The organism is Streptomyces sp. CT34 (assembly GCF_000805335.1).
GTDB lineage: Bacteria > Actinomycetota > Actinomycetes > Streptomycetales > Streptomycetaceae > Streptomyces.
Map to the genome: position 1 here is coordinate 52,775 of NZ_KN708638.1, position 19,891 is coordinate 72,665.

The window sequence follows — 19,891 nt, forward strand, 5'->3', positions numbered from 1 at the left end:
CTCGTCCTGTGCCGGAAAACCGTCACCGCCACTCGCCCGGTCAAGACTTCGCGGACGCCGCCGCAGGTGGGTGCAGCTTCTCCATTCCGGCGTAGGTGTCGATGAAGCGGTGATCGCAGTGGCGCAGCAGATGCGCGAGGTCGTCCAGTTCGGCGTGGTGCACCACAACCGGGTCCGCCTGGGTGGTGCGGTGCAGGTGGACCAAGACCGCACAGGCCGGTCCCGATCCGGTGGGCGCGCAGAATCGTCAACTGGCATGCATCAGCAGCCGGCAGGGCAGCATGCACCGCACGCTCCTGCTCCTGCCGGGTCGCGCGAAGCCCCCTCGACCGCGCGGTGGTGGTGCCGCCGAATGCCTGGAGGATGTCGTGCCACAGACAGCGGCCGGCAGAGGTGATGGAGGTGACCGTGGGGGAACACGACGCCTCCGGCCGCCGGATCATGCCAGGCCAGAGCGGCCCGGGTGAACCTCACATCGTCACCGCGGTCCAGGACCACGGTGCAGGGCGGCTGCCCCCTGCTGTGCAGCGTCTGTGGATCCGGCAGCCGGGGAACAGGCGGCGCCGACGCCGTAATGGGATGACAAGGGTTCGGTCAGAGTTCGGGGCAGGCCCGCCGGCGGCGTCACCAGGTACATCATCACTGTCAGAGTTGTAGCGACTTTGTCTGGAGAAATTCCATGAGCCCGTGCTTGCCGAGTTCTCGCCCGACGCCTGATTGCTTGTAGCCGCCGAAGGGAGCGAGCGGGTTGTACGCCCCGCCGTTGACCGTCACTTGGCCGCACTCCATCGAGCGCGCAAAGGTGACTGCCTGATCCTCCTTGGCCGCCCAGACGGCCCCCGCCAGGCCGTAGTCGGAGTCATTGGCGATGCGCAGAGCGTCCCCCTCGTCCTCGTATCTCATGAACGAGAGCACAGGGCCGAAGATCTCCTCGCGAGCAATGCTCATCTCGGCAGTGACGTCAGCGAAGACTGTAGGGCGGATGTAGTGGCCCTTGTCCCGTCCTTCGGGGTCCTCAGGTCCACCCGCGACGAGACGGGCGCCCTCTGCCACGCCACGACGGATATAGTCGCGGACTTTCTCCCGCTGGGCGCTGCTCACCACAGGGCCCAGGCGGCAGCCGGGATCGGCCGGGTCGCCGGGAACATAGGAAGCAATCTCCTCGACGGCAAGCCGAACCGCTTCTTCATAGTCATCGTCATGCACCAACGTGCGCGTCAACGCGTTGCAGGACTGCCCAGCGTTGCGCATCACGTCAGCGACATTGGCGCGGACAGCCTGTGCGAGGTCTGCTCCGGGGAGGATGACATTGGCGGACTTGCCGCCAAGTTCCAGGGCCACACGCTTAACATCAGCGCCGGCAAGTGACCCGATGTGCCTGCCGACAGTTGTGGAACCCGTGAACGAGATCATGTCGACCCCAGGGTGGCGCACCAGTGCCTCCCCCGCTTCCGCTCCCGTGCCGGTGACCAGGTTGAAAACCCCCGCAGGCAAGCCTGCGGCCACCACGCACTCGGTGAACAACTGGGCCGAAAGAGGCGTCAACTCCGCAGGCTTGAGGACCACCGTGCAGCCAGCGGCGAGTGCAGGAACAACCTTGCAGACGATCTGGTGCACCGGGTAATTCCACGGTGTGATGGCGCCCACGACTCCGACGGGCTCAAGCAGGACGAGCGAGTTGCCAACGCGCTCCTCAAAGACGAAGTCGGCCGCAAGCTCAGCATGCAAGCGCGTCATGGTGACCGGCAGACCGGCTTGCACCCTGCGGGAGAACCCGATGGTGGTTCCCACCTCGGCTGTGATGAGTGAGGCCATCTGATCCTGGCATGCAGCGAGTTCGTCGGACAACGCAGCCAGTAACTCGGCACGGCGAGTGGGCGCGGTGGCCGCCCACCCCGGCAGTGCCGAACGAGCCGCGCTGACTGCAGCATCAACATCGGCTGCAGAACCGGCCGGGACAGCTCCGATGACTCGCTCGTCCGACGGGTTGACGACCTCAATGACGCCTGTTCCTGCCGCAGATCGCCAGTCCCCTCCGATGAAGACCTCATCGCGTGCATTCACAAACATGCTCATGCTCCTCCATACGTCGGGCGGCAGCGGAAACACAGCCGTGGAAACCGTACGACACACCAGCCGCGATGATTCATGAGGGGCCGATACTCCTTGGCACTACTCAGCCGGGGCTTGGGAGAGTATGCAGCCCGTCGAGCACACTCGTGATCACTCGGTGCTCGGCCGGCCCTGCCGCGGGCGCGTCAAGGCATACGAGCCCCGTCCACGGCGGTCCGTGAACGGGGGCTCAGTTCCCCGTCGACGACGAACGCAAGTGTTCCGGCAGGGCCGTTCGCCGGACAGACCCCCTCGACGACCCGCTGTGGGAACACCCCTTCACCGCCAGTTGCCAGGGCGATCGACGCGCCATCCTCCGCATCGACATCCTGCCCCATCCCGACGACCGCGCCCTGACCGGACCACAGTGGGCTGAGGTCGGCCACCGCCTCGCCCACACCCCCGCCATCGAAATCCCCGGCGACGAGCACGGCCGCCACTGGGGCGCCATCCAGCCCAGCCTCTTTCTGGGGCCCTGGCCCCGGCCATGGATTCTGGCCCCGCATTGGCTCCGGCCCCGCCGGGGCCCTGTGGAACGGGCCTGTCCGGTAGTCCGCTACCGACGCGGGGTACGCGCCTCAGTCCGCTACCGGCGCGGGGTGCGCGCCTCGATCCGGTGGTCGAAGGCGGCACCGCCGACGCCGACCGTGGTCACCCCGCCGTCGACGGTGAGGACGGCCCCGTTGACGTAGGACGCGGCGGGCGACAGAAGCCAGTCGATCGCCTCGGCGACCTCCTGCGGATCACCCGGCCGCCCGGCGGGAGTCAGCCGGTTCGCCTCCTCGTATGCCGCCTCGGCACCGCCCGCCAGCCCCGCCTCCGCCGCGAACCGCGCCATCCGCTGGTCGGCCATCTCGGTGCGCACCCAGCCCGGGCACACCGCGTTGGCCCGCAGCCCCTGCGGCCCGTAGTCGACGGCGAGGGAGCGGCACAGGTGGAGCAGACCCGCCTTGGACGTCGCGTAGGCGGCGTTGCCGACGCTGTTGCGCAGCGCGGCGACCGAGGCGACCGCGACCACCGCGCCGCGGGCCGCCAGCAGATGCGGCAGCGCGGCACGCAGCAGCAGGAACGGGCCGGTGAGGTTGGTCCGTATCAGCTCTTCCCAGTCCTCGACCGCGGTGTCGCCGACCGCGCCGCCCCGCCCGATTCCGGCGTTGAGCACCACACCGTCGAGTCTCCCGTAGGCCGCGACCGTCGTCTCGACGAGCTCGCGCACGGCCTCGGGGTCGGCGGCGTCGGAAGGGTGGGCCAGCGCTCCGGTCTCCTCGGCCACCCGGCGCAGTGGCTCGGGCCGCCGCCCGGAAATCACCACCTGGTGCCCGGCGGTGCGCAGCAGCCCGGCGGTGGCGGCCCCGATTCCCGTTCCCCCGCCCGTCACCAGGACAACACGCTGTTCCGACATGGTCGTTCGCCTCCGAAGATGGTCAGCTTCCGGTTCCCCGCACCGCGAGCATACGAAGCGCCGGCACCGCCGGGCCGACCGGGGGCAGCCACCGTCGGCACCCCGGCTGGGCGCGGGGCCAGGAACGACCGCGGCGAAAGGCGACAGCGAGCAAGCGGCGATGAATCGGTGGAATGGTGTGACGGCGCAGGCTTGCGGCACAAACACACCGCATCGAGACGGACCTGCTCCTGAACCCGGCACTCGGCACTGTGAGCGGCAGACCGCCCAGTCCGTGCCGACCACGTCAGCTCAGCTCGTGCTGTTTCTGGTACTTCTTCACCCAGCCCCGGAGTGTCTCCGGGTTCAACTCAAGCTCGCTGCTGAGGATTTCGATTCGGGGTGACGTCATGACGGGGCAGGGATCAGTCCGGTCTCGGTGATGAATCCGTCGAGCAGGCTGGGTTGGTACCGCATCCGTTTCAAGCGTGTGCGGGCCAGTGTGGCGAGTTCGTCGATGGTGCACGGAGCCAGGTTGGCCAGGCCGTACTTCCAGGTGGCCAACCGCGTCTTCGTCGCGCTCGGCGGCACGGCGCACTGGGACCTGCACTGTCCAGCCCATCTGGTGCAGGATGCGCCAGGTCTGGGCAGTGCTGAAGCGACATGGAAACGCCGCGCGATCACGGTGGCGACCCGCGCCAGTGTCCACCGTTGGTCTTCCACCCACGGCTTCTGATGGCTCTTGGACGGTGTCGCGGAGCCAGATGACGATCGCCGCGACGGTCAAAGTGCCATTGAAGAGGTAGTCGCGTTTGTCGAACCGGCTGGCCACCGCCCGAAACTGCTTCCACTTGTTCACGCACCGCTCCACGGCACTCCGGCGGCGGTACTGGGCCTTGTCGAAGGCCGGTGGCCGGCCCTCCCACGACACCTGCGGCCGGCCCGCTGGTCATCGGGCTGAGCGAGGGTGGACTTGATCCCGCGCCGCCGCAGATGGGCACGATTGGCCTCGCAGGAGTACGCCTTGTCACCGCGCACGCGGTCCGGACGTGTCCGTGGCCGCCCCCGACCGCGCCGACGGAAGCGTAAGCCAGACAGCACGGGGACGAACATGGGGCTGTCACCGCGCTGTCCGGGAGACGTCTGCCACGTCATCGGCCGGGCCCGGTCGTCGGACAGCAGATGGACCTTGCTGGTCAGCCACCCCGCGAGCGCCCCAACGCCTCGCGCCCATCAGCCTCCTCACGCGCACCGCCCCCCTCCGTGCGCCGCAACGACTCGTACGGCGCCAACGGTCCCGCCATCGCCAACGGCACCGGTCCACGGCACCGCGCTCGACTCACATCCGTGATCTTCTCCCGTCTGCAGGCCAACTCGCCTGTCCAGACAGGGATATAGACCCCGCAGGTCGTGGACGCCGATTATGCTGAACTTTCAAAAAATGGACTGCAGGTCCGTCACGCTCTCGCCCCCGCGGTCGGCATAACCCGGCGTGCGGCATAAGCCGAGGAATGCGTGACCAAGCAGAAGGCCGGTGCCGAAGCCTTCGAGGCCGCCCGCACCGCGCTGGGCGAGGACGGTGTGGCGATCGCCACCATGCTCATCGACCACTACGTCCTGAACGCGATCTTCGCGGAAAGCCTGGAAGTCGACATCAACCGGCAGCCGCCCGACTGGTCCGCCCCTGACAAGAAGGACAGGTAAGGACAGGTCGCCTGCCGACACATCCGCCTCCGGCGGGCGTCAGCGGGTGCGGTGGATGGCGTCGGGGGTGAGGTCGGCGATGGCGGGGTAGCCGTCGACGGCCATGAGCAGGTCGGCCTCGGCAAGGAGTGAGCGCAGGACGTGGACGATGCCATCGGTGCCGGCCAGGGCCGCGCCATAGGCGTAGGGGCGGCCGATGCCGACGGCGGTGGCACCCAAGGCGAGAGCCTTGATGACGTCGGCGCCGGTCCGGATACCGGAGTCGAACAGGACGGGCAGGCCGTCGGCGGCCTCGACCACGCCGGGTAGGCAACGCAGCGCGGGCAGGCCGCCGTTGGCCTGCCGACCCCCGTGGTTGGAGCAGTAGATGCCGTCCACGCCGTCGTCCTTGGCGCGGCGGACGTCGTCGGGATGGCAGATGCCCTTGAGGATCAGCGGCAGGTCGGTGATCGATCGAAGCCAGGGCAGGTCGTCCCAGGTGAGGGGGTTGCCGAAGATCTGTGCCCAGTGCATCACCGCGGCCGCCGGATCGTCCTCGGGGGACTTGGCGAGCCGGGAGCGGAAGACCGGGTCACTGGTGTAGTTGGCCAGGCAGTGGCCGCGCAACTGGGGGAAGTTGCTGACCGTCAGGTCGCGGGGGCGCCAGCCGGGGATCCAGGTGTCGAGGGTGACCACGATGCCCTTGAATCCGGCGGCCTCGGCGCGATGGACCAGGCTCTCGGCCACCTCCCGGTCGGTGGGAGTGTAGAGCGAGAAGAAGCCGGGGGTGTCGCCGAACTCGGCGGCGACCTGCTCCATGGGGTCGACGGTCAGGGTGGAGGCGATCATGGGCACGCCGGTGCGGGCAGCGGCCCGTGCGGTGGCGAGGTCGCCGTGGCCGTCCTGGGTGCACAGGCCGATCACACCGACCGGTGCCATGAGCAGCGGGGTGTCCAGGCGGACGCCGAACAGCTCGACGGACAGGTCCCGCTGGGTCGGGCTGACCATCATGCGCGGGATCAGGCCCCACTCCTCGAACGCAGCGACGTTGGCCCGCTGGGTGTACTCGTTGCCAGCGCCCCCGGCCACGTAGGAAAGCACCGAGGGCGGCATCGCCGCCTGGGCCGGCGGCTCCAGTTCGTCGTAGGTCATCGGCAGGCTGGGGAGAACCCCGCGCAGCCCGTCGAAGTAGATCTCGTTCTGGTAGTCGGCGTAGGTCACGATCCTGCCCTCCGGCGCTCTGGCCACGGTGGCCCGCCGGCGCGGGCCCAAAGCCCTACAGGGAATCTAAGGCACGGCCAGCCCGCGCATCGCAGGATTCTCGCCCCAGAGAGGGCCGAATGCAGGAACATTGTGCTCCGCACGACGAGGGGCCCGGGTACTGCCGAACTCCGCCGCCATGCCAGGGCAGGCATGTCGATGCGGACTGTCATGCGGGAGGACGGCATCGGATTACTCCCGTTAGGAGACTGATCAGCCGTGGTACCCCTCGTGAGCCGGATGCCCCAGCGCCACCGCCACGATCAGCACACCCGGCAGCGACCAGGACCTTGAGCCCGGTGCCCGGTGTTTCAGGTGTAACGCGCCACCACACTCGACGGCGAGGAAGGACACATGGCCCACAGTCTCGCGGGCGTCGTCGACGGGATCATCGACGCCCACGTTCATCAATGGGATCCGTTCACCACCCCCCGTCAAGCCAGCCCGGTGGCGCCGGTCTACCGGGCGGCACCGCGGCTGGTCGAGAAGGCTTTCGCCAAACTGGCGCCGGTCACGATCAGGGAACTGGCCCTGACCCCACGTATGTGGGACGGCCGTTCCTGCCCGACGACTACGCCGCTGCCGCCGAAGGGCTCGCCGAGGGGGTCGGCGCGCCCGTCACCGCCCTGGTGCATGTGGACGCCGGACGCGCTCGCGGTGGACTACCGGCGGATCGTCGGGCTGGTGGAATTCGGTGCGGGTGACGGTGAGGGGATCTCGGCGAAGCAAATTGCCGCCGGGCTTCAGCTGGAGCTGGTGCCTGCGAAGATCGAGGGGGTTCGGTCCAAGGCGAGGCGACTGGCCGAGCGGGGCTGGCTGACGGCGTCGCCGCCGGGCCGGTTCACGCGGCAACAGCCCACCGGTGCTGCTCGGACCGCGTCCGGGAAGCGGAGCGCGCAAGGCGGCGGCTGAGGAGCATGGCCTGCGAGAAGTAGATGAACGCCTCGCTGGAGGCGGGGAGTGTCTCGAAGTCCCGCACCTGGGCCAGGCCCTTCGTACGCCACCTGCGGAAGAATGCGTAGACCCGGTCCCACGCAGGAAAGTCCGCGGGAAGCACGCGCCATTTCACTCCGTTGTCGGTGACGTACCGCAGGCGTCCAGCATCTGCCGGTGGCAGTAGCCTTCCGGCTGTCCGCCCCGGCCCTCCAGCCAGGCCGGGACCGGCATCGCGTTGCGCACCACCTGCCACTCCGGGTCCGTCATGTCGGAGGGATACCGCCGCACCCGGTCGGGGCCATCGGCCGCGTTCCCGAACCGGTGAGCTAGTGACGTGAGTCAGAGATTCGGTGGCAGTAGGCGGCGACTTTGTCCAGGATCTCGTCGGCGGTTTTCGTCCAGACGAACGGTCGCGGGTCTTGGTTCCAGTCGGCCAGCCATGCCCGGATGTCACGTTCGAGAGCCTGGACGGAGCGGTGGACGCCGCGCTTGAGCTTCTTCTGCGTGAGCTCGGCGAACCACCGCTCCACCAGGTTCAGCCAGGACGAGCTCGTGGGCGTGAAGTGCAGGTGGAAGCGCGGGTGCGCCAGCAGCCACTTCCTGACCGCGGGCGTCTTGTGCGTCGCGTAGTTGTCGAGGATCAGATGCACGCCGAGGCCGGCTGGAACCTCCTTGTCGAGCTTGGCCAGGAACTTCTTGAACTCCACGGCCCGGTGCCGGCGGTGCAGGGAGCCGATGACCTTCCCACTGGCCACCTCCAGGGCGGCGAACAAGGTGGTGGTACCGGCCCGGACGTAGTCGTGGCTGCGGCGCTCGGGAACGCCGGGCATCATCGGCAGCACGGGCTGGGAACGGTCCAGGGCCTGGATCTGCGACTTTTCGTCCACACAGAGCACCAGGGCCTTCTCCGGCGGATCCAGGTAGAGCCCCACGACATCGCGGACCTTGTCGATGAACAGGGGATCTGTGGACAGCTTGAAGGTCTGTGTGCGGTGCGGGGCCAGGGCGAACGCCCGCCAGATCCGCGAGATCGCCGACTGTGACATGCCCGTGGCCGCCGCCATCGACCTAGTCGACCAATGGGTGGCGTTCTTCGGAGTCTCCTCAAGCGTTTTGACGATCACCCGCTCCACGTCGGCATCGGTGATCTTCCGCGGAACCCCCGGCCTCGGCTCGTCGCACAGGCCGTCCAGACCACGCTCCAGGAAACGTCGCCGCCACGTGCGGACCGTATCCGGGGCGACACCCAGACGTCGTGACACCTCCATGATCGAGTGCCCCTCAGCGCACTCCGACACGATCCGCGACCGCTGGGCCAGCGCCTGAGCGGTCGTACGCCGACGCACCCACCGCTCAAGCACAGCCCGCTGGGCATCAGTTACCGACAACGGCGGAATCTTCGGACCCGGACGACTCATACCCAACCAACGACGAATCTCTGACTCAGGTCACTAGACGGTGAACCGCAACTCCGGCCGCTACCAGGTAACCTTCGGCGGCGCCGGAGCCACCGTCCCCACACGCTGGGCACCCAGACGGCGGTAGAACATTCGGCGAGGGGATGAGAGACCACACGCACGTCGCTCAGCCGAGATGCGCCCTGGTGGAGCCGTCGCGGCGGGGAGGCGGCAGTCCTACAGCGGACTCGAACTACTCCGCCCCGGCCTCGTGGTCCTCCACGAAGTAACTGTCGTGCCGGATGCGAAACTGCTCGAGTTCCTCGCCACCGCGCCGCGTCATTTCCGCGACCCGCTCGAAGTATTCCTCGCGAGGGGCGCCCGGGGAGAAGAGCATGAGCATGGACATGGGCTCGTCGGTCACGTTTTCGAAGGCGTGCAGGCCACCGACCGGTACGTACAGGAAGTCGCCCTCGCGCCCCGTGACCCACTTCTCGCCGTTGTAGAGCTCCAGTTCGCCCGAGAGGATGTAGAAGGACTCCGACATGGCCTTGTGGAAGTGGGTCTTGGCTCCGGCGGACCGTGCGCCCAACTCCACCTTGTATAGGCCGAATTCACCGCCGGTCGACTCGTTGGTGGCAAGGTAGTGGGTAGAGCCACCGGGCGAGGAAATGTCCGGCGGGGTGTTAACAGGGCGGAAGACTGCGTTCACTTCGCCCTTGTTGCCGTGGTGGCGAGGCTCTGGGTACTGGATGTGTTCCGGGTACGACATGATGCGCTCCTTTTGGCAGGTCTCCACCGGAATGGTGGCTCGCTCCCCTGGAAGGCGGCATCGGGCGTGCGGATGATCTCGATGGGTCCGGGAATGAGGGCTGGAGTCCTAATCCTCTGGCGCGGCCGAGGGTTGAATCTGTCCCGGCAGCAGACTGGCTATAACTCCTCTCTCAACCGCGCCCAGGTATCGGTGTCCAGGGTGTCATGGGGGCCGATGCGGGAGAGTTCAGCGCCGTCGCGTCCCAGGGCCGCGATGACGGGCCGGCCTCCGCGGCTGCTGCGCGGGGACATCCAAACAGCAATGAGCCTGCGCTGCTCGGAAGCATCGATCCGGCGGTCGCCGATGAGAACGTGACCCACATCCCGCCCCAGGCGCACTTTGACGCAACCGATCCATGAAGCCGTAGTGATGGAGCGCGGAAGGTCAGAACTACGCGTGAGACTCAGGACGCCCGCGCAGTCGCGGACATCGAGCACATCGACGTTGACAGGATCGTCCCCAGGGCTACTGGCGCCTGCCCCCACGAACCGCCACCGCTCGCCATGCCACTCCAGAAACGCGATGTGCTCACGCATCCGCGGTGACTTCGGACGCCACACGATCCAGATCGCCCCGACACCGGCCGTGGCGTCGACATCGGCCGACACCACCGTCAGCACGCGCCGCGGCATCCACCACGGCTGCACCTCATCTCGCGCCAGCGCCCGCCTCACCACGCCCCGCAAAAAGGTCTCCCACCGGGGCCCCGTCCACACAGCCTCTCCCCATGCCTGCATGGGCCTGCGATACCCGGCGCGCGGAGACATCAAGCCCCAAGCCGCTGGGGCAACAACTCACAACCCTCCGATCAAAAGAGCATTACGGAATCCTGCGCAGCGACCCGCTCACACCGCGACCGCGTCCTCCCGCGGAAACACCGCCGGCAAATCAACGACCGTGCCCACAACGCCCCATGACGCGAGCCAGGGGCCCAGTCCACCCTCGTGCACCAGGCCGAACTTCAACGCCACACCTTCAAGCTGCCACGACCGCCAACCCATTCCCGCCGCCGATTGCGAGCCAGTGGAGGCCCGCCGCCATGTCCGCTGCGGGAAGACCGGCAACCGGGAGGCAAGCTACCCGAAGTCGTGCTCTCCTCGGTGCCCGGCAAAGAGCAGACATTCATCGCCGTCTGGCTCGGCCGGGCAGACGGCGGCGATGGCGATCTCGTAGGAGCCGGGATCGTCCCATGTCGCCCACCGCTCCACGCTCTCCTCGCCGTGCCGGAGATCCTGGCCCTGGACCAATGCTCCGTGGAGACCTTGGTGGTCAAGGGCGAGCCCGCAGTCCCGCTCGGACTCCACCTGATGTACGGCATGGGGCAGGGCATCGAAGCGCGAAACCTCTGCTGCGGTCAGCCGGATGGAGCTGGGGCAGTGCGGCGGCTTCGGCTCTTTACAGCCCAGACCGTCCTGGTGGCCGTCGGGAAGTAGGCAGCCATCATCTTCACCGTCGGTGCATAGCTTGCCGGAGATGATCTCGCATTCGGACCCATCCCAGGTTAGCCACCACGAGATGAAACCGGTGTCATCATCGACTCCGTCGCAAACGTAGTGGATGTGCTTCTCGTCGTGGTCAACGCTTAGCCTCGCGCTTTCGCGGGGTGTGCTGTCCAGGTGCGGATCAGAAACCCGGAAAATGCCCTTGACCCGCAACGATAGGACTTGCTGAGGGTCCTGTTGGTTGCAAGGAAAAGGGCACTTTCCAGGTGAGAGAGCGTATCGGTTCCTACCCACGCGTGCGTGTCCAGGGCGATGGTCGCCAAATCGCCTCTCAGGCCGGTTCGGTCCTGCTCGTGGAAACGGCACGTAAGAATGGTCTTGACCAGGCGATCTCACGGAGCTCCGTCATCCCGGCCAGCAAAGCCGTCGACATAATCGGCCAGTTGGTCATCCGTAGTGCTGGGTCGCGGAAGTCTCGACGATGCGCTGCCGGGTGAGGACATAGGTAATGGCGCGGCGGCGGAAGTTTCTACCCCAGAATATGGCCCCGAAGAACAGCGGGAGTCCGGGGATGAGCATGAAGGGGCCGATGGCCCAGTGGGTGGCAGGAGCGGCGATCGACTTGATGCCGATGCTGGACAGTAGGAATCCCAGCGCGGCACAGATACCGATCAGGTAACCCTCCACACGCATCCCACCGGGAAGGTCCCGTTTGTTGATCCTCACGTTGCTGGCCGCAAGTCGGCGGATCACCTCTTCTTCGTGAACTACCTTCTGGTGTCCGTGGGTTGGCATGTTGCTGCCGTTCACCGTGTTCCCCTTCACGTCTAACCTGGCCTGATCAACGGCCTTGGCGGCAAAATCGCGCCGATTCTCGCATATGGGCTGTAGTTACGCTTTTGGCTTGTCTCCGCCTCCGCCTCCGCCTCCGCCTCCGAGGCCATCAACAAGCGCCTCGACGCTTGGTCGTCATCGGTGGGACTTCCGCGGCGTAGCACCAGCACCGCCTTACAGCTACCCCGGCCGGACGCCAACCTCGCGACTACCGACGCGTTTAACGGAGTACCGGGTGGTGGCCTTGAGTCGATCTCGGTAGCCGAATACCGCGGATCCGGATCGCCGTAGGTCCACTGCGCCCTTTGCGCGGTTCCTGCTCGACTCCGTTCAGCATCTCGCATTCGCCGGGTCCCGGGGTGGACCGGCCGCCGGGCAGCGGGTCCACCCCTTCGCGGCCCTTACGAGCAGAACACGCTACTCATGATGCTGTGGCACGCGAAGACGCTGTAGTTGCTGTCAAATCCTGTGGTCGTGTGTTCGGGTTCCAGGTCCTGCAGGTCGAGGAGCGACATGGTCTTTTCCTTTCTCGATGTCCTCTCCGTGGAGAAGGACTGGTCGATCGCAGCCTCACTGATGCGAAGCTGGTACTGGGGCGTCCCTGCGCGTGGGCAGGAACGGGAGTTGTGCAGGGTGGTCGCCCAACGCCGTGGCGAGGGCGAGCAGGCAGCCGGCGGTTCCTGTGGCGAGGTCCATGGACAACCGCATCAACTGGTTGCCTGGGAAAGCTATGTCGCCGCCGTAGGCCATGCGGTAGTAGCCGAGGGAATGCGTCTGACGTCGGAGTTCGTCCACCGGGACACCGGGGGTGGTCGTGCGGTTGACGAACCACAGCAGCCCGGCACGTCCCTGGAACAGGGCCGGTTGGGTGTAGGACCGGGACCGGGCGGCGAGCAGGATCCCGGCGCGGGTCTCGGCGAGTTCGGCGGCCTGCTCGGGTGCGTGGGCAAGGTAGTCGTCGAGGACCGCGCCGATGCCGACGCTGCCGATACCGAGGGAGGGCGTCATGCGCCAGCCCTCGTTGACTCCCAGTGCGCCGCTGGGCATGTATGCACATTGCGCGAGATCGATGTTCAGAGCGTCTTGGGCGAGGTCGAGAAGGGCAGGGGTGCCGGTACTTTCGTACAGTCGCAGGAAGAGCAGGGCAGGGCCGGTAGCGCCGTGCAGGAGTCCGGCGCGCGGGCGTGTGGGGTCGTGGCGTTCGCGGGCGGCCAGCCGGTCGGCGATGATCTGCGCTGCTTCAGTGGCCCGTTCGTGAAAGTTCCGCTCGCCGGTGGTGCGGGCGAGTTGGTCCAGGAGGAGGCCGATTCCGGCCAGACCACTGTTCAGGTCCGAGGGGAGCCGGTGCCAGTTGGAGCCGAGCAGGGAATCGGTGAGATCGAGAGCGGACTGGGTGTGGCCCAGGCGATCAAGGGTGAGGATGACGCCGGCCAGGCCGTCGTACAGGCCCGCGGGCATATCGGACGGCAGTGAGTTGATGTGGTCGAGCAGCCACCGTTCCCCGTCCTCGTACCGCTCGGCACCCGCCTCGGCCAGCGCGTAGAGCACTCCCGCCGCGCCGTGGGCCAGACTGAGCCCGCCGCCGCCGGAGAACTGGGCAATGTCTCCGGGGAAGAGCCGGTCGTCCCTGTCGGGCGTGGCGGAGGCCAGGATGGCGCGCACCATCGAGTCACGACCACGCGGCCAGTCCCCGGGTTCTGCCAAGTGCGGGGTCCAATGGTCAGGGCACGAATCCGGCACCGGAGCACCCGGCGAATGAGGCGCCGGCCGGCGGCCGTTGTGTGGCCGTGCGACAGCGTCCGTGGTGATCTCGGTGACAGCTTCCTGAATGAACCCTTGTGGTATGTCGGGGAAGTGCTCGGTGAAGATCTCGCCGAAGTGGATTGCCTTGCGGCGATCGATGGCGAAGAGAGAGGTCAGAGGGAAGAACAAGGAGAGACGGAGACAGGCCAGGGCATATCGGTCCACCGCGGTGCCCGTGCGGTCGGGTGGCGCGAGGAAGCCTGCATCGGCGACGATCTGACGGCCGGTCTGCGATGGCGGAGCGGCTGCCTCGAAGTCGACGAGGGTAACGGACTGTTCGTCCGGCGACACCATGATGTTGGACGGGTGCAGGTCGTTGAAGCACAGGCCCTTACTGTGCATCGCCGTCACCGCCTTCTCCGTGGCGTGATAGATGCGCAGTGCCCAGTCCGTGTAGGCGGTGACGGCCTTCGGGTCGGGGTCGGCGGTCAACAGGGGGTGACGGCGAGCGAAGAAGGAGTTGAGCGTGTGACCCTCGACGAAATCCATGACGAGGAAGCGGTGGTCGCCGAGGACAAACCAGTCGCGCACGGTGGGCGCAACCCCGAGCCCGGCCAGCCTCTCCAAAGCAGCCTTCTCTCGCTCCAACCGCGCGATCGCGTCGGAACCGTCGGCGCCGATCCCGGCATGAGGACGACCTTCCTTGAGGATCACCGTGCGCCCTTCGCGAGTGTCGGTGCCTCGATAGACGCCGCCACCGTTGGAGTAGTGCAAGGCGGCCTCGATCTGATACGGCAGCCCGGCGAAGGTCGCGGTGCTGCGGGCGGCCAGGTGGGGTTCAAGGAACGAAGGCAGCCTTACCCACGACGGGACACGGAACGCCGGAGATCGGCGGTCGGGCACGAGGCGACCCTGATCGTCCTCCACCGCTGAGACGAGCTTTCCCCGGTCGTCCACGCAAAGGCGGCGGTCGAAGGCGCCGTATCGCACATACAGTGGCCCTTCCGCCCACCGCAGATCGGTGAGGATGTACGGGCCAGGGCGGCCGCCGACGATCTCGTGCAGTTCCTTGAGCACGGTATGCAGCTGAACGTCGTCCACCGGATAAATGGTGACCAACTTCCCGCTGCCATCACGCGGGGCGTACTTGGTGTTCCGTAGCCGCCATAAGCGCGGACCCCGTACGAACTTGAACGGGATCGCCCGTGGAACGCAGTAGTCCCAGACGTCGTCAGCAGTCTTCTCCGCACCTTCCTCAGTGGCCGATACGTGAATCTTCCACCCCTGTTTGGGGCGCACCGACTTATTCGCCAATGACGATTCGGGAAAGAGGTGCAGCCAGTCCCCATGAGGGGCCGACCGCCATCCCTCAGGCAATGGGCGCCTGGCCGCGGTGAAGAGAGCACCGAGCCTCGCGTCGGAGGCGGTGACGGAGACCCGGTCCAACCGTTCGTAGAACTGTGTGCCCGGCACACAGTAGGCCGCGTACTGCTGGTCCATCCCACGCTCCCCTCTGCGCACGCGACAGCGGACCAGGCCCCCGGGTCAAGGCCGCGTGCCTGGACACATCCAGCACAATGGGTAGTTCTCCCGTTGTGTTGCCCATCAACTCTGGCAGCAGAGAGTGAAATACCAATGAAATGAACAGTGAGCCGAAGCTGGTGTGTTTCTTGCTCAAGTGATCCATTTACGGGTGAGCGCGAGCCCTCAGGCGATGCTGGCGAGGGTTAGCCTCGCGCTTTCGCGGGGTGTGCTGGCCAGGTGCGGATCAGAAACCCGGAAAATGCCCTTGACCCGCAACGATAGGACCTGCTGAGGGTCCTGTTGGCTGCAAGGAAAAGGGCACTTCCCAGGTGAGAGAGCGTATCGGTTCCTACCCACGCGTGCGTGTCCAGGGCGATGGTCGCCAAATCGGGGTCTTCGAACTTGAGCGGTGTGTCGTCCCGAGTTGGCTGACTGGCTGTCACGTTGCGTGAGGATCACGGGTGGTGGAGGTAGCCCTGGCAGCAGGATGCCCGTGTCCATGAGTGATCATTTCTGTTCTCGACGCAGAACGATCACCCAGAAACCACGGGCTTGGACAACGATACGACGTTGCTGCTCGACCTGGACGGCCTGGCCGTCGCGCGGGTGGAGCGGCTGGAGGACGGTACCCGCCGGGTGCACCTGATCACCGCCGATGAGCAGGCACGGGCCTGCCCCGAGTGCGGGGTGTTCGCCACCCGGGTGAAGGGCTCCGCGACGACCCGGCCCCGCGATCTGCCGTACGGCGAGAGCGGGCTGGAGTTCCGCTGGCACAAACGCCGCTGGTGGTGCCGGGAGCCCGGCTGCCCGCGGCGGTCCTTCACCGAGCAGATCCCGCAGCTACCGGCCGGCCCGCGGATCACCATGCGGCTGCGCGGTGCCGCCGGGCGGCGGATACGCGACGCCGCCTCCACCGTCCTCCAGGCCGCCCGTGACCTGCACCTGTCCTGGCCCACCGTGATGGACGCCTTCCGCGCCGCCGCGCACGAGGTCACCCAGGCGCCGCCGCAGGTGAAGGTGCTGGGCATCGACGAGACCCGGCGCGGACGGCCGCGCTGGGAACAGGACCCCGCCACGGGCAAGTGGATGCTGACGCGCGATCGGTGGCACACGGGGTTCGTCGACGCGCTCGGCGCCGGCGGCCTGCTCGGCCAGGTCGAGGGCCGCACCGTCGCCGATGTGCTCGCCTGGCTCGCCACCACCCCGCTGGCCTGGAGAAATAGCATCGAGTACGTGGCCATCGACATGTCGACCACCTACCGCGCCGCCGTCCGCACTGGTCTCCCGCACGCCACCGTCGTGGTCGATCACTTTCACGTCGCCCAGCTCGCCACCAAGATGCTGTCCACGGTCAGGCGCCGCACCACGGCCGAGATGCGCGGCCGGCGCGGACGCGCCAGTGACCCGGAGTGGAAAGCCAGGCGGCGCCTGCTGCGCAACCGAGAGGACCTCACCGACGAGCAGTTCGCCACGATGTGGAACGCACTGCTGGGCGAGGGAAGGATCGGCCAGAGGCTGCTGACGGCGTGGATCGCCAAGGAGAACCTCCGCAACCTCCTCGCGCGCGCCCACACTGGCGCCGACCGCCATCAAGTCGGCGACGCCCGCAGGAAGTTCCTCACCTGGTGCGCGGACTCCGACATCCCCGAGGTGAGGCAGCTCGCCGTCACCGTCGACCGCTGGTGGCCGGAGATCGAAGCGTTCATCGACACCGGGCACGGCAACGCCAAGAGCGAAGCCGTCAACCGCGTGATCAAGCTCGTCGCCCGCAACGCGTTCGGCTTCCGCAATGCCGACAACCAACGACTACGGACACACTGCGTCACCACACGCCGAGCCCGCGGACACCTCCGCACCGCTCAACTTTGAAGACCCAGCGCGGGACGTCGAGCGTGGCGATGTAGGTGGCCAACGTGAAGCCTCTGGTGGTTGCGGCCGTGATCTCGTGGTGAGACCTGTCCTACCAGGAGCTTCCCCAGGAGACCGCGACGTGATGATCTCCGATGTTCCTTGCCTGCGCTGGCAGTGACCCGTTGGGGGACTGGCGCAGACGGCGCGAAGCGCAGAGCTCAAGCTGAGCACACGCCCCTTCTCGCCCCTGGTGCTTCGCGCGACAGAGCCGTGCGCCCTGTCCACTCGGGCCATCAGGATGGACGCTGCGCCCAACGCGTGGAGGAGAAATGAGCACGAGGATGCATCGAGGCGGCCCGGCTCGGCCTTTGCGGACCATCGTTGTCCTGTGCGCTTGGCTGGTGTCCCTTGGTGTCGCCGGTCCGGCGCAGGCGAGTGTGGACTCCTCTCAGCCGGTGCAACCGCCCGCACGTGGGGCGCAGGCTCGGCCTGCGGGCGCCGTCACCGACAGTGCGAGCCTCCACCGCGTTTCCGGCGCGCCTTTTCAGACCGATCCTGCGCCGGTCTGTTCGAGCCAGGGCGGCGACAGGGAGGTGAGCCTGGCCGTCGACCCGAACAATCCCGCCCACATGGTCGCGGCCTGGATGCAGGTCATGGGCTCTCCCGGCGCGGAGACGGGCACGATGACACTCACGGCTTCATCGGGCGACGGTGGGAGCACCTGGAGCCCGCCGGTCCCCGCTCCCGGGGGACAGGTCTGCTCCGGCGGAACGCTTCCCGACGTCGGCGACCCGAGCCTGTCCTTCGGGCCCGACGGACGCGTGTACCTGGGGCGCAACGCGCTCGCAGGCCCCGTCTTCATGACGACATCACCCCCGGGGACATGGCCACCGCAGTGGACCCCGGCGACGATCGTCGATTCCCACGCGGACGACTCCGACACCGTGGTGGCCGACCCCCTGAACCCCGGCACCGCCTACGTCACGTTCACCAACCTCTCGACCGGCGCACTCATGCTTGCGACCACCCACGACAGTGGCCAGACCTTCGCCGTGACACCCATCGATCAGCCAGTCGGCGAGTCCGATGTCCTCTCGCGCATGGTGGTGCTGTCCGACGGCAAGACCCTGCTCAACGTGTTCCACCGATGCCCGCTGGGTTGTCAGGTTCCCTCGCACGACCTGTACGCGACCCGCTCCACCAACGGCGGCGCCAGCTGGTCCACGCCAAGCAAGATTGCCACGGTCCCGTCCGCCGGCGCCAAAATCGTCGATCCTCAGAACGGAAACGAGTTCGGCAGCGACGGGGCAGTCTCGTCCTTGGCGGCCGGGCCGAACAACTCGGCCTACCTGGCCTGGACGACCTGCACGCTCTCCCAGATCAACCCCCTCGACTGCGCTCAGAACAGCCCCGGTGAGGTGATGGTCGCCTCCTCGGCTGACAGCGGCGCCACATGGTCCTCGCCGACGGACGTTCACCGCCCGGCCGAGACCTTCCAGGCCAACGTCGCGGTGGCCGCGAACGGCGCGATCGGGCTGACCTGGTACGACTTCACCGGCAACTCCTCGACGAACTCGATCCTGCCCACCACGCGGTGGCTGGCCCGCTCGAATGACGGCGGCAAGACCTTCTCGACCCCCCATGTGCTCGGCGGCCCGTTCGACATGCGGGCCGTGCACAACGGGATGAAGGAGGTGGGCGACTACCAGAGCCTGGTCCCCGCGCCCGGCGGTTTCGAAGCGGCGTTCACGCTCGGGTGCTCGGCGAGCGCGCCGTGCCAGGCACCTGACCCGGCAGACATCTTCGCCGCGTTCGCGGGAAGCTGAGGGGGTGCTGTGAGGTCACAGCAGAGCTGGAGCATTGAGTGCTGGAGGCATTCGTTCATAAGGCCGAGCATCTCGACCTGACTGCCGCAGATGCCCAGAGGCTGCTACTGACGGCCTGCATCACCAAGAACAATCCGCGCAACCTCCTCGCCCTGACCCGCACTGGCCCCAACCGGCATCAAGACAGCCACGCACGCGAGAAGTTCCTCACCTCGTGCGCGGACTCCGGCATCCCAAGTGCGGCAGCTCGCCGTCACCGTCGACCGCCGGCCCGAGACCGAAGCGTTCACCGACACCAGGCACAGCAACGCCAAGAGCGAAGGCGTCAACCGCGTGATCAAGCTCGTCGCCCGCAACGCGTTCGGCTTCCGCAATGCCGACAACCAACGACTACGGACACACTGCGTCACCACACACCGAGCCCGCGGACACCTCCGCACCGCTCAACTTTGAAGACCCCCAAATCGTCGCTCAGGCCGGTTCGGTCCTGCTCGTGGAAACGGCCCGTAAGAGTGGCCTTGACCAGGCAATCTCCGCTGCTCTCGCCCCATGGCGCAAACCGCGGGCCGACCACTACCCCGGCAAGACCCTCCTCGACCTTGCCCTGGCGGTCGCGCTCGGCGGGGACTGCCTTGCGGATATCGCCATGCTGTGGGCCGAGCCGGCAGTTTTCGGGCCGGTCGCCTCCGATCCGACCGTCTCCCGCTTCATCGACGCCCTCGCCGCCTCGGGCGAGAAGGCACTGGACGCCGCCCGCCGGGCACGGTCCGAAGTCCGCTCGCGGGTCTGGTCGTTGGCCGGCGACCATGCCCCGGATGCAGGCAGCGAGGTGACGGTGGACCTGGGCGGCGCACTCGTCGTCGCGCACTCGGACAAGCAGGACGCCGCCCCGACCTGGAACTGGAAGAAGACCTACGGTCACCATCCGCTGATGGGCTTCGTCGACCACGGATTGGGCGGAACCCGAGAGCCGGTGGCGGCCCTGCTGCGATTGGGGACTGCGGGCTCGAACACGGCCGCCGACCACATCACCGCCGCCCGCCTCGCCCTGGCCCAACTTCCCAAGCCTATCGGCGGGGGCGGGCGCC

General features: G+C 67.3%; 18 protein-coding genes and 2 pseudogenes. 6 read left to right on the top strand and 14 right to left on the bottom strand.

What is annotated here, in order from left to right:
* Window positions 1-40: 40 nt before the first annotated feature.
* From RZ84_RS38615 to RZ84_RS40230, 5 genes and pseudogenes are all read right to left on the bottom strand, one after another.
* Entirely contained in the window at window positions 41-205 is a 165-nt protein-coding gene (locus tag RZ84_RS38615) for a hypothetical protein (RefSeq protein ID WP_157878706.1), read from the bottom strand.
* 440 nt (window positions 206-645) lie between these two features.
* Window positions 646-2,064 (bottom strand): aldehyde dehydrogenase family protein, encoded by a 1,419-nt coding sequence (locus RZ84_RS00365; protein WP_043268663.1) that lies wholly within the window; start codon window positions 2,062-2,064, stop codon window positions 646-648.
* Between the two features lie 194 nt (window positions 2,065-2,258).
* Window positions 2,259-2,552, bottom strand: a complete 294-nt coding sequence (locus RZ84_RS00370; RefSeq protein WP_043262645.1) for a hypothetical protein — start codon at window positions 2,550-2,552, stop codon at window positions 2,259-2,261.
* A gap of 146 nt (window positions 2,553-2,698) precedes the next feature.
* Window positions 2,699-3,514, bottom strand: a complete 816-nt coding sequence (locus RZ84_RS00375; RefSeq protein WP_043262646.1) for an SDR family NAD(P)-dependent oxidoreductase — start codon at window positions 3,512-3,514, stop codon at window positions 2,699-2,701.
* Between the two features lie 733 nt (window positions 3,515-4,247).
* Window positions 4,248-4,719, bottom strand: a pseudogene (locus RZ84_RS40230) (IS5 family transposase); the annotation flags it as partial.
* 289 nt (window positions 4,720-5,008) lie between these two features.
* Here RZ84_RS40230 and RZ84_RS00380 point away from each other — a divergent pair.
* Window positions 5,009-5,197, top strand: a complete 189-nt coding sequence (locus RZ84_RS00380) for a hypothetical protein (protein WP_043262647.1) — start codon at window positions 5,009-5,011, stop codon at window positions 5,195-5,197.
* A gap of 39 nt (window positions 5,198-5,236) precedes the next feature.
* Here RZ84_RS00380 and RZ84_RS00385 read toward each other — a convergent pair whose 3' ends face one another.
* The gene (locus RZ84_RS00385) at window positions 5,237-6,397 is read right to left on the bottom strand and encodes an alpha-hydroxy-acid oxidizing protein (protein ID WP_043262648.1); all 1,161 of its coding nucleotides are present in this window, start codon (window positions 6,395-6,397) and stop codon (window positions 5,237-5,239) included.
* A 393-nt stretch (window positions 6,398-6,790) separates the two neighbouring features.
* On the opposite strand from RZ84_RS00385, the gene RZ84_RS34850 reads away from it, so the two are divergent.
* Complete coding sequence (locus tag RZ84_RS34850) at window positions 6,791-7,348, top strand: hypothetical protein (protein WP_052229633.1); 558 nt, start codon at window positions 6,791-6,793, stop codon at window positions 7,346-7,348.
* A gap of 153 nt (window positions 7,349-7,501) precedes the next feature.
* Here the strand turns inward: RZ84_RS34850 and RZ84_RS40240 are convergent, their stop codons facing one another.
* The 8 genes and pseudogenes from RZ84_RS40240 to lanKC form a co-directional block, all read right to left on the bottom strand.
* Window positions 7,502-7,639, bottom strand: a complete 138-nt coding sequence (locus RZ84_RS40240; RefSeq protein ID WP_241777469.1) for a transposase — start codon at window positions 7,637-7,639, stop codon at window positions 7,502-7,504.
* Between the two features lie 59 nt (window positions 7,640-7,698).
* Complete coding sequence (locus RZ84_RS00400; protein ID WP_043262649.1) at window positions 7,699-8,790, bottom strand: IS630 family transposase; 1,092 nt, start codon at window positions 8,788-8,790, stop codon at window positions 7,699-7,701.
* A gap of 60 nt (window positions 8,791-8,850) precedes the next feature.
* Window positions 8,851-8,960 (bottom strand): annotated as a pseudogene (locus RZ84_RS40245) (GNAT family N-acetyltransferase); the annotation flags it as partial.
* 62 nt (window positions 8,961-9,022) lie between these two features.
* Entirely contained in the window at window positions 9,023-9,541 is a 519-nt protein-coding gene (locus RZ84_RS00405; protein ID WP_043262650.1) for a cupin domain-containing protein, read from the bottom strand.
* A 158-nt stretch (window positions 9,542-9,699) separates the two neighbouring features.
* Window positions 9,700-10,215, bottom strand: coding sequence for a hypothetical protein (locus tag RZ84_RS00410; RefSeq protein WP_043268667.1), 516 nt, complete (start codon window positions 10,213-10,215; stop codon window positions 9,700-9,702).
* 444 nt (window positions 10,216-10,659) lie between these two features.
* The gene (locus RZ84_RS00415) at window positions 10,660-11,238 is read right to left on the bottom strand and encodes a hypothetical protein (RefSeq protein ID WP_043262651.1); all 579 of its coding nucleotides are present in this window, start codon (window positions 11,236-11,238) and stop codon (window positions 10,660-10,662) included.
* A 234-nt stretch (window positions 11,239-11,472) separates the two neighbouring features.
* On the bottom strand, window positions 11,473-11,835 hold the full coding sequence (locus RZ84_RS00420) for a hypothetical protein (RefSeq protein ID WP_157878708.1): 363 nt from the start codon (window positions 11,833-11,835) through the stop codon (window positions 11,473-11,475).
* Window positions 11,836-12,429: 594 nt separating this feature from the next.
* Complete coding sequence (lanKC, locus tag RZ84_RS00425; RefSeq protein ID WP_043262653.1) at window positions 12,430-15,102, bottom strand: class III lanthionine synthetase LanKC; 2,673 nt, start codon at window positions 15,100-15,102, stop codon at window positions 12,430-12,432.
* Between the two features lie 576 nt (window positions 15,103-15,678).
* Between lanKC and RZ84_RS00430 the strand changes: the two genes are divergently transcribed.
* The 4 genes from RZ84_RS00430 to RZ84_RS40250 all read left to right on the top strand — a co-directional run.
* Entirely contained in the window at window positions 15,679-16,995 is a 1,317-nt protein-coding gene (locus RZ84_RS00430) for an ISL3 family transposase (protein ID WP_043262654.1), read from the top strand.
* A gap of 575 nt (window positions 16,996-17,570) precedes the next feature.
* The gene (locus RZ84_RS00435; protein ID WP_052229635.1) at window positions 17,571-18,803 is read left to right on the top strand and encodes a sialidase family protein; all 1,233 of its coding nucleotides are present in this window, start codon (window positions 17,571-17,573) and stop codon (window positions 18,801-18,803) included.
* A gap of 237 nt (window positions 18,804-19,040) precedes the next feature.
* Entirely contained in the window at window positions 19,041-19,256 is a 216-nt protein-coding gene (locus tag RZ84_RS35750) for a transposase (RefSeq protein WP_157878709.1), read from the top strand.
* 10 nt (window positions 19,257-19,266) lie between these two features.
* Window positions 19,267-19,891, top strand: a 625-nt coding sequence (locus tag RZ84_RS40250; protein ID WP_241777991.1) for a transposase, incomplete at its 3' end; no start/stop codon positions are given.

Bases quoted from the DNA above. Each gene is read 5' to 3' on its own strand.
- RZ84_RS00375 (WP_043262646.1), bottom strand. From the start codon at position 3,514: ATGTCGGAACAGCGTGTTGTCCTGGTGACGGGCGGGGGAACGGGAATC.
- RZ84_RS34850 (WP_052229633.1), top strand. From the start codon at position 6,791: ATGGCCCACAGTCTCGCGGGCGTCGTCGACGGGATCATCGACGCCCAC.
- RZ84_RS40240 (WP_241777469.1), bottom strand. From the start codon at position 7,639: ATGACGGACCCGGAGTGGCAGGTGGTGCGCAACGCGATGCCGGTCCCG.
- RZ84_RS00400 (WP_043262649.1), bottom strand. From the start codon at position 8,790: ATGAGTCGTCCGGGTCCGAAGATTCCGCCGTTGTCGGTAACTGATGCC.
- RZ84_RS00405 (WP_043262650.1), bottom strand. From the start codon at position 9,541: ATGTCGTACCCGGAACACATCCAGTACCCAGAGCCTCGCCACCACGGC.
- RZ84_RS00410 (WP_043268667.1), bottom strand. From the start codon at position 10,215: ATGCCGCGGCGCGTGCTGACGGTGGTGTCGGCCGATGTCGACGCCACG.
- lanKC (WP_043262653.1), bottom strand. From the start codon at position 15,102: ATGGACCAGCAGTACGCGGCCTACTGTGTGCCGGGCACACAGTTCTAC.